Here is a 16,483-nt window from a genome sequence, read left to right as displayed (position 1 = left end):
AGTTGAGACTATTTTTTTCCGTTCGCCTCAAGATGCTGTTTTAATAAATTCTCGGGCGGTGGTGGAAGCTGTAAATAATAGCCCTGCTCGGTTAATGCCGTTTTCACTTTTTCCAGATCGGCATTCACCAGAGTCTTACGACCATCCAGCGGCAGCAGCATCGCCAGCTGTGGTCGGCCAAAGCTTTTCATTAATTCTTCAGGCACGCGGGAAAAATCGTCTTTCTTTTCGACATAAAGATAGGTCTGGTCACGACTTGTACTTCTGTAGATCACACAAAACATGTTTTTACTCTGAATTAATGGGTGGTTGCTTGCCTCAATATACTCCTGACTATAACATGCCTGATACTCTTCGGAATATCGCAGCGAGTGGTTGCGGTTAATAGCAAATTGAGTAAGGCCAGGATGTCAAACACGCCCATCGAGCTTAAAGGCAGTAGCTTCACCTTATCAGTGGTACATTTGCATGATGCAAAACCCGAGGTTATTCGTCAGGCGTTAGAAGACAAAATCGCCCAGGCTCCCGCTTTTCTGAAACACGCCCCTGTTGTTATCAATGTCAGCGCGCTTGAAGCGCCGGTTAACTGGAAACTTCTCCAGCAAGCCGTCTCCTCGACCGGGCTGCGTATTGTTGGCATCAGCGGCTGCAAAGATACTGAGCTGAAAGCGGAAATTGACCGTGCTGGGCTGCCACTTCTGACTGAGGGCAAAGAAAAAGCCTCACGTGCAGCACCTGTTGCCGTCCAGACGCCCCCTCCTGCGGTGCAAAACGTTACCGCTGTCACAAAAACGCGAATGATTGATGTACCGGTTCGTTCCGGTCAGCGCATTTATGCACCAAACTGTGATCTGATTGTTACAAGCCACGTCAGTGCTGGCGCAGAGCTGATTGCAGATGGCAATATTCACGTTTACGGTATGATGCGTGGACGTGCGCTCGCGGGTGCAAGTGGCGATCGGGATGCACAAATATTTTGTACTCACCTGACGGCGGAACTGGTGTCCATCGCAGGTGAATATTGGCTGAGCGACAAGATCCCAGCCGAATTTTATGGCAAAGCGGCTCGTCTGCGCCTGGCAGACGACGCGTTGACCGTTCAACCGTTGAATTGATCCCTTTTTAACAAGGAATTTCTATGGCACGCATTATTGTTGTTACTTCGGGTAAAGGAGGCGTTGGCAAGACCACCTCCAGCGCGGCCATCGCTACTGGTTTGGCCCAGAAGGGAAAGAAAACCGTCGTTATCGACTTCGATATCGGTCTGCGTAACCTCGACCTGATCATGGGATGTGAGCGTCGCGTCGTGTATGACTTTGTGAACGTCATTCAGGGCGATGCTACGCTGAACCAGGCGCTGATTAAAGATAAGCGCACCGAGAACCTCTACATTCTCCCGGCCTCTCAGACGCGTGACAAAGACGCGCTGACCCGTGAAGGAGTCGAAAAGGTGCTCGATGATCTGAAAAAAATGGAGTTCGACTTTGTGGTCTGCGACTCCCCTGCGGGTATCGAAACCGGTGCCCTGATGGCGCTCTACTTCGCTGATGAAGCAATCATCACCACCAACCCTGAAGTTTCATCCGTGCGTGACTCAGACCGCATTCTGGGGATCCTCGCGTCGAAATCACGTCGTGCGGAAAATGGCGAAGACCCGATTAAAGAACACCTGCTGCTCACCCGCTACAACCCGGGCCGCGTGAACAAAGGTGACATGCTGAGCATGGAAGACGTGCTGGAGATCCTGCGCATCAAGCTGGTGGGTGTAATCCCGGAAGATCAGTCCGTGTTACGCGCCTCTAACCAGGGCGAGCCAGTGATCCTTGATACAATGGCAGATGCAGGTAAAGCGTATGCTGATACTGTTGACCGTCTGCTGGGAGAAGAACGTCCTTTCCGCTTCATTGAAGAAGAGAAGAAAGGTTTCCTCAAACGCCTGTTCGGAGGATAAGTTATGGCATTACTGGACTTTTTTCTCTCGCGGAAAAAGAACACCGCCAACATCGCTAAAGAACGTCTGCAAATTATCGTGGCGGAGCGCCGTCGTAGCGACGCCGAGCCTCATTACCTGCCGCAGTTGCGTAAGGACATCCTGGAAGTGATCTGTAAGTATGTGCAGATTGACCCGGAGATGGTCACCGTACAGCTGGAGCAGAAAGACGGGGATATTTCGATTCTGGAGCTGAACGTTACGCTCCCGGAAGCGGAAGAGTCACGTCCGTAGGTTTGTGGTTTTGTAACCCCGGTGAGCGCAGCGCCGCCGGGGGAATATGCCGGGTATTTCACCCGGCATATTTATTAGCGCGGATACCCTTCCAGCAGCGTATTCAGACGATCGGCCATCAATTCACCACGCCATCCTGCCACCATTTCCGGCAAACCATTTTGCGGTTTCAACTTCCAGTGCCAGTTCAGCAGCTGGTTAATCTGTCGGCGTGAGGCGAGCAGTTCTGCACTCAGTTTGCTTTCCGTTGCGACGGTCTGCACCAGCGCTTTGATATCCTTAAACGCTTTACGGTAGCCCGGCATATCCATCAGATTCAGCAGCGGTTCCGGCAACGCATCTTCCGGCAGCTCCTGCGCTTTTGCGACCAGCGCCAGCAGGGTTTTGCCGTGGAAACGGATCTCGCTTCCTGAAAGCCCAATGCTGTCCAGCTCGCCCAGGCTACCTGGCATATAGCGTGCAACCGCCCAGAGATGCTCTTCACGGACCACAAAATTAACGGCAAGATCGCGCTCACGGGCTTTGCGCAGACGCCAGTCCGCTAACAGTTGCAGGCACGCCAGCTGACGCGTACGCAACTGCCAGGCATTAGTGATATCACGCCAGGCGTCTTTCGGGTCAACCACTTCCTGGCGACGTTGTTGCGCCATACGACACTCATCCAGGGCCGCAGCCAGCCAACCTGAAGCTTCAGCCTCTTTCATCAGTTGTCCGGCAATCGGCAGCAGATAAAACACGTCTGCCGCCGCGTATTCCAGCTGACGCTCAGTCAGAGGGCGTGCCAGCCAGTCAGTACGGGATTCGCTTTTGTCCAGCGTCAGGCCCGTGTACTCCTCCACCATGGCAGCAAAGCCCCAGGAGAGTGGACGATTGCTGAATGCCGCCAGGATCTGCGTATCAATCAACGGCTGCGGCATGATGCCAAACGTGTTGAGAAAGACCTCCAGATCTTCACTGCCTGCGTGCAGGTATTTCGTCACGGCAGTATCGAGCAGCAGGTCACGCATTGGCGTCCAGTCGGTAATACCAAGAGGGTCGATCAGCGACACATGTTTACCGTCGAACATCTGAATTAAACCCAGCTGCGGATAATAAGTCCGGGTACGGACAAATTCGGTATCCAGGGCAATGGCAGGAAAGTCGCGCGTCACTTCGCACAGCGAAGCCAGCTCGTCATTGGTCGTGATCATCTGGTAATTCAAAACGGGTTCTCTTTTGTTTGCGCCCATAAAAAACGCCGGCTTAACCGGCGTCTGGGCGATTAGCGTGAAGCTCAGGCCTTATTGTCTACTTTGCCACGGGCTTCGTCACGTAATTCTCGTCGTAATATCTTTCCAACGTTTGATTTCGGCAGCTCATCGCGGAATTCAACCAGCTTCGGTACCTTGTAGCCCGTCAGTTGACGGCGACAGAACGTTACCAGTTCCTCCTCGGTGAGAGACGGATCCTTCTTGACCACAAAAATTTTGACCGCTTCACCACTGCTGCCGGAAGGAACCCCTACCGCCGCCACTTCGAGTACGCCGCTGTGCTGCATGACGACATCTTCGATCTCGTTCGGATAGACGTTGAAGCCTGACACGAGGATCATGTCTTTCTTACGGTCAACGATGCGCAGGAAGCCCTCATCATCCATCACGGCGATGTCCCCGGTATGTAACCAGCCGTCTTTGATGATTTCGTCTGTCGCATCAGGACGCTGCCAGTAACCCAGCATCACCTGTGGCCCTTTAACACACAGTTCTCCCGGCTCACCCGGTGCAACTTCGTTATCGTCATCATCGACCAGTTTAGCTTCTGTCGAAGGCACTGGCAGACCAATGCTACCGCTGTGGTAGTCGATATCATGTGGATTGACGCTAACCAGCGGCGCACACTCCGTCAGGCCATAGCCTTCCAGCAAATACTGACCGGTGAGTTTGACCCAGCGCTCGGCGACTGCCTGTTGCACCGGCATCCCACCACCCGCAGAGAGGTGCAGCGTCGAAAAATCAAGCTGCTGGAACTCTTTGTTGTTAAGCAGCGCGTTAAACAGGGTATTCACACCGGTCATCGCGGTGAACGGATATTTTGCCAGTTCTTTGACCAGCCCAGGAATATCGCGCGGGTTGGTAATCAATACGTTTTGGCCACCCAGTTCAATGAACAGCAGACAGTTCATGGTGAGCGCAAAAATGTGATACAGCGGCAATGCTGTAATGACCAGCTCTTTTCCAGGATGCAGCAGTGGGCCATACGTGGCATTCACCTGCTCAAGATTTGCCAGCATGTTACGGTGGGTCAGCATCGCGCCTTTCGCCACACCGGTAGTGCCGCCAGTGTATTGCAGGAAGGCCAGGTCTTCTGACACCACTTCCGGCTTGACGTATTGCATACGATAGCCCGCATGGAGCGCACGGCGGAAGGAGATAGCATCCGGCAGATGGTATTTTGGCACCAGGCGTTTGACGTATTTGACGACAAAGTTAACCAGCGTGCCTTTGGCGGTGGAGAGCTGGTCCCCCATACGCGTCAGGATGACGTGCTTAACCTGGGTTTTATCGACCACTTTTTCCAGTGTGTGGGCAAAGTTAGAGACAATCACAATTGCCGCCGCACCGCTGTCGTTCAACTGGTGTTCCAGTTCACGCGGGGTGTACAACGGGTTAACGTTGACGACAATCATCCCTGCTCGCAGGATACCGAACAATGCTACCGGGTATTGCAGCAGGTTCGGCATCATCAGCGCGACGCGGTCCCCTTTTTGCAGTCCCAGACCTTCCTGCAGGTAAGCCGCAAACGCCCGGCTACGCTCCTCAAGTTTACGGAACGTCATCACCTCGCCCATGTTCACGAAAGCGGGTTGATCGGCATAACGCCTTACCGAGTGTTCAATTAATTCAACCAGGGATTGATAACGGTCAGGATTGATCTCGGCAGGAACATCTGCGGGATAACGGTTAAGCCAAACCTTCTTCAATGCATCACCTCTGAAATGAGTGTTCGTCGTCATCACAACCCCGATAATAAACAGTTTGTTAACATTATATTAACTCAGCGTACCAGTTTATTAATTGTTCAGATTTAAGGTTGCGAAGCGCGTCACTCTTTTTTTTCGTCTTGTCCGTAAAAAAACAGAGACAGCGGCTGAGCCGCTGTCTCTTTTCCAGCAATAACAGTAAGTTACTCAGTAACGATAGTCTGTACCTGTGCAGGTCCTGGGTTATACCAACCCCAGCCCGGGTAGCCATAACGATAAGGATGCGGTCCCCACATCCACGGGTCGATAGGCTGAGGCGGCATGATCACCTGCTGCGCCAGACGCCAGCGTTTATACCCGTTAACCTGCATGGTCATGAATTTATACGGTGTGTTACCGATCTTGCCCTGCACGGCACCGGTAATCGGCCCGACGACGGTCACCAGTTGTCCGCGAAAATCGACCGGGTCAAGGAAACCACTGACGTCCGCATAAATCCGACCGCGAGAGGCTTCACCCAGTACAGGCCGAGCACCGCTGTCCAGCGGAACGGTTGCGATCTCCAGACGGGTTTTTCCCTGCTGGTTTTGTACGTCGATCACCTTGCCGCCGAAGCGAGCTTCCTGGCCGACGTAAAGCTCAGGGGCATTCATCACCCGGACCAGATCCTGCTGTGGCGTCGGGCTGCTGCCCTTTATCGCATCAGGAACGGAAACGCATCCGCTCAGTGCTATGGCTACAACGCCTGCCATAATAAGGCGTACTACTTTAGTCTGAACCGCCATGATGCGACTCCTTTTTCTCAGTTCCTGTTACTGAGATTCACTCGCGGCCCGGAAGTTTCTTCCACGCAACGGTGTTTCGCAAATAAACCGGCTCTGCGTGTTCCACGGCAACGGTTTTTCCTTCTGCAAGCAGCTGGCAGGCAATCGGAAGCATATCTTCCGCAGTTGGCAGTAACATGTTGCCATCCACCAGCGTCACCCCGGTATCGTTCGCCATCTCGGGCCATGCAGGCCAGCCCGTGCCGACAGTCGCCCACTCACCGGACAGATGTTGCAGTCGTTCAGTGACCGCTTCCGGCTTAAGCACGGCTTCCGTCTCTTCACCGTGCCACACGCCGTTTTCATCGCGCGTATATTCGGCCCAGTAGACTTCACCCATGCGGGCATCAATCGCGGCCAGCACGCGCGTTGCTCCGGTCATGCGCCATGCGCCCTGCGCCATGGTGGCGAGAGTAGAGACGCCAATCATCGGCAGCTCAGCGCCCAGCGCCAGCCCCTGTGCAATGCCAATCCCGATACGTACGCCCGTAAAGCTGCCAGGCCCTCGGCCAAAGGCCAGCGCATCGAGGTCGGTTAAGGAGGTGTTGCCCTGAGTTAAAATCGCTTTTACCAGGGGCAGAATGCGCTGGGTATGTTCCCGTGGGCACTCTTCGAAATGAGCAGAGATAGTACCGTCGTTCCACAGGGCAACGGAACAAGCCTCTGTAGCGGTATCAATAGCCAGAATTCGCATCAGTTGTCGCGCTCTCGCAAGGATCAGTCACAAAATGGCGCGCATCTTAGCACACTCCGGGGCAAATTACTCCGCCGTTGGGTTTGCGAGGAAACGCACCGCGCGTTTTATGTCCCGCGTACGTGGCGCGGGCGGCAGGCTTGCAAGGAAAGTGGCACCATACGGGCGCATCACCAGCCGGTTATCGCAAATGACCAGCACGCCGCGGTCGGTCACGTCGCGGATCAATCTCCCTACCCCTTGCTTAAGGGTAATTACCGCATCCGGCAACTGGACTTCGTCAAACGGATCGCCTCCGCGCAGGCGGCAATCTTCCATGCGCGCTTTCAGCAGCGGATCGTCCGGAGAGGTAAACGGCAGTTTATCAATAATCACCAGCGAGAGCGTGTCCCCGCGCACATCCACCCCTTCCCAGAAGCTGCTGGTTGCCACAAGGAGGGCATTACCGGCGCTGACAAACTGCTGCAGCAGTTGCCCTTTGCTGGTTTCACCCTGTAACAGCACGGGCAAGGTCATGGTGGCACGGAACTGCTCAGCCAGGTCTCGCATCATGGCGTGAGAGGTGCAGAGCATAAAGCAGCGGCCGTTGTTTGCCTCAATCATCGGTTTTAACATCGCCGCCAGGTGGCGTGCGGCACCGGGCTGATTCGGTAATGGCAAATTGCGCGGCACACAGAGCAGCGCCTGTTTTTCGTAATCGAACGGGCTTGGCAGCAGCAGTGACTCCGCATGCTCGATGCCCAGACGCTCGGTAAAGTGGTGCAGATCGTCATTCACCGAAAGCGTTGCCGAGGTGAAGATCCAGCTTCCTGGTTTTTGTGCCATCACCTCCTTGAATTTATCTGCCACGGTAAGCGGTGTCAGGGCGAGGGTGAAATGACGTGAGGTACACTCATACCAGTAGCTGAAACCCGGCTGGTTAATCTCTTTCAGCCGTTTGAGCCGCCCGCGATAGAGCGTGGCGCGCTCGAAGGCGGCATCCAGCAACGCGGAGCGTCCGAGAGACAGTTTCGCCACGTCGTAACAGAGCTCAAGGGCATCATCCAGCAGCAGCAATGCGCGCTGGATATTTTTGTCGGCCAGCAGTTCACGCAGGTTGCCACGATAGCCCGGCTCGCCAAGCTGTAAGCGAAAATCCTGGGCACTTTGCGCCAGTCGGTCGGCACACTTCTGCAACTGCTGGGTATCTTTTAATTCAGTACGGTAAGCAATGGTGAAATCTTTGGCCAGATCCAGTAGCTGACGGCTGGAGAGCGACTGACCGAAATACTGGCTGGCGATATCCGGCAGTTGATGGGCTTCATCGAAGATCATGACGTCCGCCTCGGGGATCAGCTCACCAAAACCGCTGTCTTTAACCACCATATCGGCGAGAAACAGATGGTGGTTAACCACCACCACATCGGCATCCATCGCCGTTTTGCGCGCTTTCACCACAAAGCAGTCTTTATACAGTGGGCAGTCGCTGCCAAGACAGTTGTCGTTAGTACTGGTCACCAGCGGCCAGGCAGGAGAGTCTTCCGGCACACTCGCGCAGGTACTAATATCCCCTTCTTCGGTCTGGTTCGCCCAGGCGCGAAGAATAATAACGTCACTCAGGGTTTGCACCGGCAGATCACCCCCCGCCAGCGCCTGCTGCTCAAGACGTTCCAGACAGAGATAGTTGGAGCGCCCCTTCAGCAAGGCCAGACGTCCTTTGTATTTCAACGCCTTTGCCACGGTGGGTAAATCGCGGCTGTAGAGCTGATCCTGCAGCGCTTTCGATCCAGTGGAAATGATCACCTTCTTTTTCGCGCGCAGCGCCGGTGCAAGGTAAGCATACGTTTTCCCCGTGCCGGTTCCGGCTTCGACCACCAGCGGTTGCGCCTTGTCGATCGCGCGCGCAACGGCATGCGCCATCTGCCGCTGTGGTTCACGCGGTTTGAAACCAGGGATGGCCTGTGCTAATTGACCTTCAGGGGAAAAATCGTCTGCCACGTTGTTCTCTCACTGTATTTTTGCACAGGGATTATGTCAGCCCCTTCTCTCCAGTGCCACCCCAATATAGTGACGACAGCGGAACAATATGGCAGTCTTGCCGCCTGATGACGAAAAATAACGAGGAAACGTTTATGACAATTGTGCGCATTGATGCCGAAGCCCGCTGGTCTGATGTGGTGATCCATAACCAGACGCTCTACTACACTGGCGTACCGGCTAACCTGGAAGCAGATGCATTCGAGCAGACGGCAAATACCCTGGCGCAGATTGACGCGGTGCTGGAAAAACAGGGCAGCGACAAATCCCGCATTCTGGATGCGACGATTTTTCTGGCAAACAAAGATGACTTCGCGGCAATGAACAAAGCCTGGGATGCGTGGGTTGTAGCAGGTCACGCGCCTGTACGCTGCACCGTACAGGCCACGCTGATGAAACCGGAATACAAGGTTGAGATTAAGATTATCGCGGCGGTTTAAGCCCGATCACTCTTCATCTTCATCCTCAAAACGCGCCACGATCCGCTCGCCGGTATGCGTGGCGCGCAGTTCTTCCGCCACCTGGGAAATCGCCTGTCCGCTGCTCATCCCCTGGGACATCAGTTCCTGAATTCGCTCAACCGCTTTCTGCTGCTGCTCATGGCTCAGAGAAGGTAAACCTGCAAACATCGTCAACTCCTGCTAAATTATTGGCGCTAATTATTTCACGCTGCCCGGTAGTATGCCACACATGAACATGCGCTTCCCCACTGTTATTACCCTGCCCTGGCGTACGGACGCCGCTGAATTCTGGTTTGCTCGTTTGAGCCATCTTCCGTTTGCGATGCTGCTGCACTCCGGCTATGCGGATCACCCGTACAGCCGCTTCGATATTCTGGTAGCCGACCCCGTTAAGACGCTGACAACCGATGACATGTCGTTAACCGACGATCCACTGATGCTGCTTCAGCAAGAAATTAACGCGCTGGGCTTATCTGCCACACCGAACCCGGACCTCCCTTTTCAGGGGGGCGCGCTGGGCCTGTTTGGCTACGATCTGGGTCGTCGTTTCGAAACGCTACCTGAACATGCGCAGGCTGATATTTCCCTGCCAGACATGGCCGTGGGACTGTATGACTGGGCGTTAATCGTTGATCATCAGAAAAAAACGGTTTCCCTTCTGAGCCATCATGACGTGCAGGCGCGCCTGGCGTGGCTTGAGGCGCAGCAAGCTGCCCCGGCACAGACGTTCACACTAACCTCCGGGTGGTGCTCAAATATGAGCGCCGCGGAATATGCCGAAAAATTCTCGCGCGTTCAGGCGTATCTGCAAAGCGGTGACTGTTATCAGGTTAACCTTGCCCAGCGTTTCCAGGCGACTTATGAAGGCGATGAATGGCAGGCATTTATCCGCCTCAATGCCACTAACCGGGCACCGTTCAGCGCGTTTATTCGCCTGAAACAGGGGGCAATACTCAGCTTGTCGCCTGAGCGCTTTATTCATCTGGCAGAGGGCACGATCCAAACCCGTCCGATTAAAGGCACATTGCCGCGTCTTACCGATCCCGACGCCGATCGTCAGCAGGCAGAAAAACTGGCCACCTCACCGAAGGACCGCGCCGAAAACCTGATGATTGTTGATCTCATGCGTAACGATATAGGCCGGGTGGCCATTCCGGGCAGCGTACGCGTGCCGGAACTGTTTGTCGTCGAACCGTTCCCGGCGGTGCATCATCTGGTCAGTACCATTACCGCGCGTCTGCCCACTTCTCGCACCGCCTGCGATCTGCTCCGCGCCGCGTTTCCTGGCGGATCCATCACTGGCGCGCCAAAAATTCGCGCCATGGAAATCATCGACGAACTGGAACCGCACCGCCGCAACGCCTGGTGCGGTAGCATTGGCTATATCAGCCTCTGTGGCACGCTGGATACCAGCATCACGATCCGCACGCTGACGGCCTGCAACGGAAACCTTTACTGTTCGGCCGGAGGCGGCATTGTTGCCGATAGCCAGGTCGATGCGGAATATCAGGAAACCTTTGATAAAGTTAACCGTATCCTGAAACAACTGGAGTAATCACGGGTGGAAAAAGAGAACCTGACGCTGGATGACTTTTTATCTCGTTTTCAGCTATTACGACCGCAGGTCAACCGCGAAGCGCTTAATCAGCGTCAGGCCGCCGTACTGATCCCGGTCGTGCGTCGCGCGCAGCCAGGCCTGCTGCTCACCCAGCGTTCTCCCCATTTACGTAAGCACGCGGGTCAGGTCGCGTTTCCAGGAGGCGCAGTCGACAGTTCCGACGCCTCGCTGATTGCCGCCGCGCTGCGGGAGGCGCAGGAAGAGGTTGCCATTCCGCCAGAGGCTGTGGAGGTTATCGGCGTGCTGCCGCCCGTCGACAGTGTCACCGGGTTTCAGGTCACGCCAGTGGTTGGCATTATCCCGCCGGGCCTGCAGTATCACGCCAGCGTTGATGAAGTTTCTGCGGTGTTTGAAATGCCGCTGGATGAAGCCCTTCGACTGAGTCGTTATCACCCGCTGGATATTCAGCGTCGCGGGCATGACCATCGGGTCTGGTTGTCCTGGTATCAGCATTATTTTGTCTGGGGCATGACGGCAGGTATTATTCGTGAGCTGGCGTTGCAAATCGGCCTGAAGCCTTGACTATACTTTACATTCCGCCCTCTTCTGCCAGGTTTGCGATCTGTGTCGCGCTATTAGCAAAACCCATCGTTAACCATTAGTTTAATTCATGTGAATAGTTAAGCCGAGGTCGGTGTTCCCTCTTACACTATGCGCAGTTATAACATCGTTACTGGAACCCCGGTAACCCTGTCAGGAGTGTGAAAGTGATTAGTATATTCGACATGTTCAAAGTGGGAATTGGCCCTTCGTCTTCCCATACTGTTGGCCCGATGAAGGCCGGTAAACAGTTCGTCGATGATCTGGTCGAAAAAGGATTACTGGAAAGCGTTACCCGTGTCGCCGTGGATGTTTACGGCTCACTGTCATTAACGGGTAAAGGCCACCACACCGATATCGCCATTATTATGGGTCTGGCTGGCAATATGCCGGATACCGTTGATATTGATGCCATCCCGGCATTCATCCGCGACGTGGAAACACGTGGACGCCTGCTGCTGGCTAACGGCCAGCATGAAGTCGACTTCCCGCAGGATGACGGCATGCGTTTTCGTAGCGACAACCTGCCACTGCATGAAAACGGCATGACCATCCACGCCTGGAACGGCGAAAAAGAGATTTACAGCAAAACCTACTACTCCATCGGCGGGGGCTTTATCGTCGATGAAGAGCATTTTGGCAAAGATAGCGTCGGCGACGTCAACGTACCGTACCCGTTCAAATCGGCTACCGAAATGCTGGGTTACTGCAAAGAGACCGGTCTTTCACTGTCCGGTATGGTGATGCAGAACGAACTGGCACTGCACAGCAAAAAAGAAATTGAAGACTATTTTGCGAACGTGTGGCAAACCATGCGTGCCTGTATCGATCGCGGGATGAACACCGAAGGCGTTCTGCTGGGTCCACTGCGCGTACCACGTCGTGCCTCTGCCCTGCGCCGTATGCTGGTGACCACAGACAAGTTCTCCAACGACCCGATGAACGTGGTCGACTGGGTAAACATGTTTGCCCTGGCGGTTAACGAAGAAAACGCCGCAGGGGGGCGCGTCGTGACCGCTCCTACTAACGGCGCGTGCGGCATCGTTCCGGCGGTACTGGCTTACTACGACCACTTTATTGAACCAGTGACCCCGGACATCTACATCCGTTATTTCCTGGCGGCGGGTGCCATCGGTGCGCTGTACAAAATGAACGCCTCCATTTCTGGCGCTGAAGTCGGTTGTCAGGGTGAAGTAGGTGTGGCCTGTTCTATGGCGGCAGCCGGTCTGGCAGAACTGTTGGGAGCAAGCCCTGAGCAAGTCTGTGTGGCGGCTGAAATCGGTATGGAACATAACCTCGGTCTGACTTGTGACCCGGTTGCAGGCCAGGTCCAGGTGCCGTGTATCGAACGTAATGCAATTGCGTCGGTGAAAGCCATCAACGCCTCGCGCATGGCGATGCGCCGTACCAGCGAGCCGCGTGTATCGCTGGATAAGGTGATTGAAACCATGTACGAAACGGGCAAAGACATGAACGCGAAATACCGTGAAACGTCCCGTGGTGGCCTGGCCATTAAGGTGCAGTGCGACTAATACTCTCTGTCGCCCATCTGCAACGGATGGGCGAATTTCCCTCCTGTTTCTCGTCTCCTTCTGCTTTCACCACTACACTTTGTACTGTTGCGTCCGGCTTTTGTGGCTGGTGGCTTATCAGGCGACCGTTCATGCAAACAGCACAAACGATCATTAAAAACTATCGCCGAAAACGCGTTATCGTCTGTGTGACGGTCGCGCTCCTCACGCTCATCCTGACATTAGGTATTCGCTTTATTTCGCAGCGGAACGTAAACCAACAGCGGATCCTCGACTTTACCAGCCATACCGTTCGCTCCCTTGATAACGTTCTGCTTTCTTTAGAAAACCGTCGCAAGGTGCTGCAGCCCCTGGTGGGTCAACCCTGCCCGCAGGCACACCTGGCTCTGCGAAAGCAGGCGGCTATTTTGCAGACCGTGCGCTCCATTGCCCTGATTAAAGACGGTATTCTCTATTGCTCCAGTATTTTCGGTAGCCGCAATGTGCCGGTTCGTGACTTCCTGAAAGAATTACCCGCCAACACCACGAAGCTGATTTTATCGACCGACCAGTGGCTGCTTAAGGGCAGCCCGATTTTGATCCAGTGGTACCCTGTCTCCGGAGACGGTGAAGACGGCGTCATTGAGATCATCAATATTGATCTTATTACCAAAATGATACTGGAACCCCAGCGCCCGCTTATTAATGACGTGGCACTGACCGTGGGGGATCGCTTTCTGCGTTATGGTCAACGCGTCACTGATAGCCTGACATTTGATGAAGATGGCGCTATTTTCCAGCAGTCATCAATCCGTAATCCTTTCTCCATTACAGTAAGCGGGCCGGGTCCTGGACAACTCGCCTTAAAGAGTCTGCCAGCCCAGTTGCCGCTTGGGTTAATGCTGAGCCTGTTGCTGGGGTATCTCGCCTGGCTCGCTACGGCAAACCGGATGAGCTTCACATGGGAGATTGATATGGGGATTGCGGCGCGGGAATTTGAGCTTTTCTGTCAGCCGCTGGTGAATGCCCGTACTCAGGAGTGCTCTGGCGTTGAGATCCTGCTGCGCTGGAATAACCCTCGTCAGGGATGGATCTCCCCGGAAGTGTTTATTCCTCTGGCAGAAGAACACAACCTGATTGTTCCCCTGACCCGTTACGTCATCGCCGAAACGGTGCGCCAGATAGGTTACTTTCCTTCCAGCGCCGGTTTCCACATTGGGATTAATGTCGCCGCCAGCCATTTCCGTCGCGCTGCGTTGATACAGGATCTGAACCAATTCTGGTTCAGCGCACACCCGCGCCAGCAACTGGTAATTGAATTAACGGAACGAGATGCGTTGCTGGATGCGGATTATCGCACTGTGCGTGAGCTCCATCGTAAGGGGGTGAAACTCGCTATCGACGATTTTGGCACCGGGAACAGCTCCCTCTCCTGGCTTGAAAAACTGCACCCGGACGTTCTGAAAATTGATCAGTCGTTTACCACTGCAATTGGAACTGATGCAGTAAATTCAACGGTGACAGATATCATTATTGCTCTGGGTCAGCGACTGAATATCGAACTGGTTGCTGAAGGGGTCGAGACAGAGGAACAAGCGCGGTATTTACGCCGTCATGGGGTACCTGTCCTGCAGGGATTTTTCTATGCGCGGCCTATGCCACTGCGAGATTTTCCGCAATGGCTGGCGGGAAGTTCCTCCCCGCCAGCACACCATAACGGACACATCGTCCCTTTAATGCCGTTACGTTAAGCAGACTTACTCATCTTCATCGTGAACAGAGTGTTCTTTAACAATACGGACCATATCAACGCGATAGTCGTTGGCTTCAACGATGGTAATGTGCAACGGCGGCAGTTCGATAACATCACCCACTCGTGGGATTTGCCCGTTAACCGCGATGACCAGACCCGCCACGGTGGCTATGTCTTCTTCATCGTTGACCACGTTTTCTAGCCCCAGGGTGTGTGAGAGCGCATGCAGATCGGTTGTACCTTTAACCAGCCAGCCTTCACCGTCAGCCACGATCTCAGGTGTTTCGTCTGCATCCGGGAACTCACCGGCGATCGCTTCAAGCACGTCCAGCGGCGTCACCAGCCCCTGTACTACGCCAAATTCGTTAGTGACGATCACAAAGCTACCGCGAGCACGACGGAGCACGCCCAGCAGGTTGATTGGATCTAACGTTTCCGGCACCACAATCGCAGGTGAAGCAGCGGCGATGGCTTCGACGTTGACACCCTCTTCCAGAGCCACCAGCATCTCTTTCGCACGGACCACGCCGATGATCTCATCCAGCTCACCACGGCAAACCGGGAACAGGCTGTGTGGTGACGAGAGCAACTGCTGACGAATTTCATCCACGCTCAGGTTGGCATCAACCCAACTGATTTCACCGCGCGGGGTCATGATCCCACGCAGTGAACGAGAGGCCAGGGAGAGTACGCCGTTAATCATGTAGCGCTCTTCTTCCACAAACGCCCCTTCAGGGACCGGAACCGGGTGACGGTTTTCGGAATCAGACTGGACGTTGACCTGTCGACGGCCCCCCATCAGACGCAGAATGGCGTCTGCAGTACGGGCGCGAAGTGGCTGATTCGACTGCTGTTTAATAAAGTTACGGCGCGCAATCTGGTTAAACAGCTCAATCAGAATTGAGAAGCCAATGGCTGCGTACAGGTAGCCTTTCGGAATATGGAAACCAAAGCCTTCCGCCACCAGGCTCAGACCAATCATCAACAGGAAGCTCAGACACAGAACCACTACCGTCGGATGCTGATTCACGAAACGCGTCAGCGGTTTCGAGGCCAGCAGCATGACCGCCATCGCAATAACAACAGCCGCCATCATCACCGGGAGATGATTCACCATGCCGACGGCCGTGATCACCGCATCCAGCGAGAAGACAGCATCAAGCACCACGATCTGCATCACGACAACCCAGAAGCTGGCATAGCCTTTACCATGCCCATCATCGTGCTGACGGTTTTCCAGCCGCTCATGTAGCTCTGTCGTCGCTTTGAACAGCAGGAATATCCCCCCCAATAGCATGATCAAATCACGGCCGGAGAAGGTGAAATCCATGACGGAAAAGAGCGGTTTTGTCAGCGTAACCATCCACGAGATGACGGACAGCAATGCCAGGCGCATGACCAGCGCCAGCGACAGACCGATCAGGCGCGCTTTATCACGCTGTTTTGGCGGCAGTTTGTCCGCAAGGATGGCGATAAACACCAGGTTATCAATGCCGAGAACAATCTCCAGCACCACCAGCGTGAGCAATCCCACCCAGATTGACGGGTCCATTAAGAATTCCATGACAAGCTCCTGCTAAAGGAATGACGAAACGGTGCCCCACTCAATGTGGGCAAAACAGAGGCAGACAGAGTCGATACGTGGCGAGGATCGCCGGTGAAATAGGCGCGAAATGGCCTGGTAGATGACTGACGTCGGTGACGGTCCATATAGTGGGCTGTAGCCCTATACTCCTGAACAATTAAACGGAGGCTAAACATATCAGAGACAATATCTGTTTAGCAAAGATTTACGTTCCTTTGCAAAAATTCGATAAGACTTAATTCTTGACGAGTAATTTCTCGATTGCGAAAGCTAAATTACGGATCTTCATCACATAAAT

Annotated in this window: 17 protein-coding genes; 8 read left to right on the top strand and 9 right to left on the bottom strand. The window is 54.3% G+C overall.

All coding sequences use genetic code 11. The annotated features are described in order from the left end of the window. Window positions 1-8: 8 nt before the first annotated feature. The gene (locus V6E55_RS00790; RefSeq protein ID WP_028018682.1) at window positions 9-284 is read right to left on the bottom strand and encodes a YcgL domain-containing protein; all 276 of its coding nucleotides are present in this window, start codon (window positions 282-284) and stop codon (window positions 9-11) included. A gap of 123 nt (window positions 285-407) precedes the next feature. Between V6E55_RS00790 and minC the strand changes: the two genes are divergently transcribed. From minC to minE, 3 genes are read left to right on the top strand one after another with little or no spacing between them, the layout of a single operon-like run. Continuing rightward, the gene (minC, locus tag V6E55_RS00785) at window positions 408-1,115 is read left to right on the top strand and encodes a septum site-determining protein MinC (protein WP_129995567.1); all 708 of its coding nucleotides are present in this window, start codon (window positions 408-410) and stop codon (window positions 1,113-1,115) included. A gap of 23 nt (window positions 1,116-1,138) precedes the next feature. After that, entirely contained in the window at window positions 1,139-1,951 is an 813-nt protein-coding gene (gene minD / locus V6E55_RS00780; protein WP_114976930.1) for a septum site-determining protein MinD, read from the top strand. A 3-nt stretch (window positions 1,952-1,954) separates the two neighbouring features. Further along, window positions 1,955-2,224: a cell division topological specificity factor MinE gene (gene minE / locus V6E55_RS00775; protein WP_008500504.1), complete on the top strand. Its 270-nt coding sequence runs from the start codon at window positions 1,955-1,957 to the stop codon at window positions 2,222-2,224. A gap of 74 nt (window positions 2,225-2,298) precedes the next feature. On the opposite strand, the gene rnd is transcribed toward minE, so the two are convergent. The 5 genes from rnd to V6E55_RS00750 form a co-directional block, all read right to left on the bottom strand. Beyond that, entirely contained in the window at window positions 2,299-3,414 is a 1,116-nt protein-coding gene (gene rnd, locus V6E55_RS00770; protein ID WP_316942037.1) for a ribonuclease D, read from the bottom strand. Window positions 3,415-3,497: 83 nt separating this feature from the next. Continuing rightward, a complete protein-coding gene (gene fadD / locus V6E55_RS00765) occupies window positions 3,498-5,183 on the bottom strand; it encodes a long-chain-fatty-acid--CoA ligase FadD (protein ID WP_316941939.1) in 1,686 nt (561 codons plus the stop codon). A 203-nt stretch (window positions 5,184-5,386) separates the two neighbouring features. Beyond that, entirely contained in the window at window positions 5,387-5,968 is a 582-nt protein-coding gene (locus V6E55_RS00760) for a Slp family lipoprotein (RefSeq protein ID WP_114976929.1), read from the bottom strand. Window positions 5,969-6,005: 37 nt separating this feature from the next. Further along, on the bottom strand, window positions 6,006-6,701 hold the full coding sequence (tsaB, locus tag V6E55_RS00755) for a tRNA (adenosine(37)-N6)-threonylcarbamoyltransferase complex dimerization subunit type 1 TsaB (RefSeq protein WP_316941938.1): 696 nt from the start codon (window positions 6,699-6,701) through the stop codon (window positions 6,006-6,008). Between the two features lie 66 nt (window positions 6,702-6,767). Beyond that, window positions 6,768-8,678 carry an ATP-dependent DNA helicase gene (locus V6E55_RS00750; protein WP_114976927.1) on the bottom strand — a complete coding sequence of 637 codons (1,911 nt, stop codon included), beginning with the start codon at window positions 8,676-8,678 and terminating at the stop codon, window positions 6,768-6,770. 134 nt (window positions 8,679-8,812) lie between these two features. On the opposite strand from V6E55_RS00750, the gene V6E55_RS00745 reads away from it, so the two are divergent. Then, on the top strand, window positions 8,813-9,157 hold the full coding sequence (locus V6E55_RS00745; RefSeq protein ID WP_316941937.1) for a RidA family protein: 345 nt from the start codon (window positions 8,813-8,815) through the stop codon (window positions 9,155-9,157). A 6-nt stretch (window positions 9,158-9,163) separates the two neighbouring features. Here the strand turns inward: V6E55_RS00745 and V6E55_RS00740 are convergent, their stop codons facing one another. Further along, complete coding sequence (locus V6E55_RS00740) at window positions 9,164-9,346, bottom strand: YoaH family protein (protein WP_008500497.1); 183 nt, start codon at window positions 9,344-9,346, stop codon at window positions 9,164-9,166. A 61-nt stretch (window positions 9,347-9,407) separates the two neighbouring features. Here V6E55_RS00740 and pabB point away from each other — a divergent pair, with 61 nt between their 5' ends. The 4 genes from pabB (at window position 9,408) to V6E55_RS00720 (ending at window position 14,598) form a co-directional block, all read left to right on the top strand. After that, on the top strand, window positions 9,408-10,733 hold the full coding sequence (gene pabB / locus V6E55_RS00735; RefSeq protein WP_316941936.1) for an aminodeoxychorismate synthase component 1: 1,326 nt from the start codon (window positions 9,408-9,410) through the stop codon (window positions 10,731-10,733). 6 nt (window positions 10,734-10,739) lie between these two features. Then, window positions 10,740-11,318: a CoA pyrophosphatase gene (locus tag V6E55_RS00730; protein ID WP_047652298.1), complete on the top strand. Its 579-nt coding sequence runs from the start codon at window positions 10,740-10,742 to the stop codon at window positions 11,316-11,318. Window positions 11,319-11,503: 185 nt separating this feature from the next. Further along, complete coding sequence (gene sdaA, locus V6E55_RS00725) at window positions 11,504-12,868, top strand: L-serine ammonia-lyase (protein WP_316941935.1); 1,365 nt, start codon at window positions 11,504-11,506, stop codon at window positions 12,866-12,868. Window positions 12,869-12,999: 131 nt separating this feature from the next. Further along, window positions 13,000-14,598 carry a cyclic diguanylate phosphodiesterase gene (locus V6E55_RS00720; protein WP_316941934.1) on the top strand — a complete coding sequence of 533 codons (1,599 nt, stop codon included), beginning with the start codon at window positions 13,000-13,002 and terminating at the stop codon, window positions 14,596-14,598. Between the two features lie 6 nt (window positions 14,599-14,604). Here the strand turns inward: V6E55_RS00720 and yoaE are convergent, their stop codons facing one another. Further along, window positions 14,605-16,164 (bottom strand): CNNM family cation transport protein YoaE, encoded by a 1,560-nt coding sequence (yoaE, locus tag V6E55_RS00715; RefSeq protein ID WP_049008537.1) that lies wholly within the window; start codon window positions 16,162-16,164, stop codon window positions 14,605-14,607. Continuing rightward, the gene (locus tag V6E55_RS25745; protein WP_410493429.1) at window positions 16,152-16,310 is read right to left on the bottom strand and encodes a protein YoaL; all 159 of its coding nucleotides are present in this window, start codon (window positions 16,308-16,310) and stop codon (window positions 16,152-16,154) included. Before V6E55_RS25745 ends, yoaE begins: the two co-directional genes overlap by 13 nt. Window positions 16,311-16,483: the final 173 nt, after the last annotated feature.

It is taken from the genome of Enterobacter sp. 342 (assembly GCF_036663495.1).
GTDB lineage: Bacteria > Pseudomonadota > Gammaproteobacteria > Enterobacterales > Enterobacteriaceae > Enterobacter.
The sequence above is the reverse complement of the archived record's forward strand: the minus strand, read 5'-3'. Positions and strand labels throughout refer to the sequence as shown.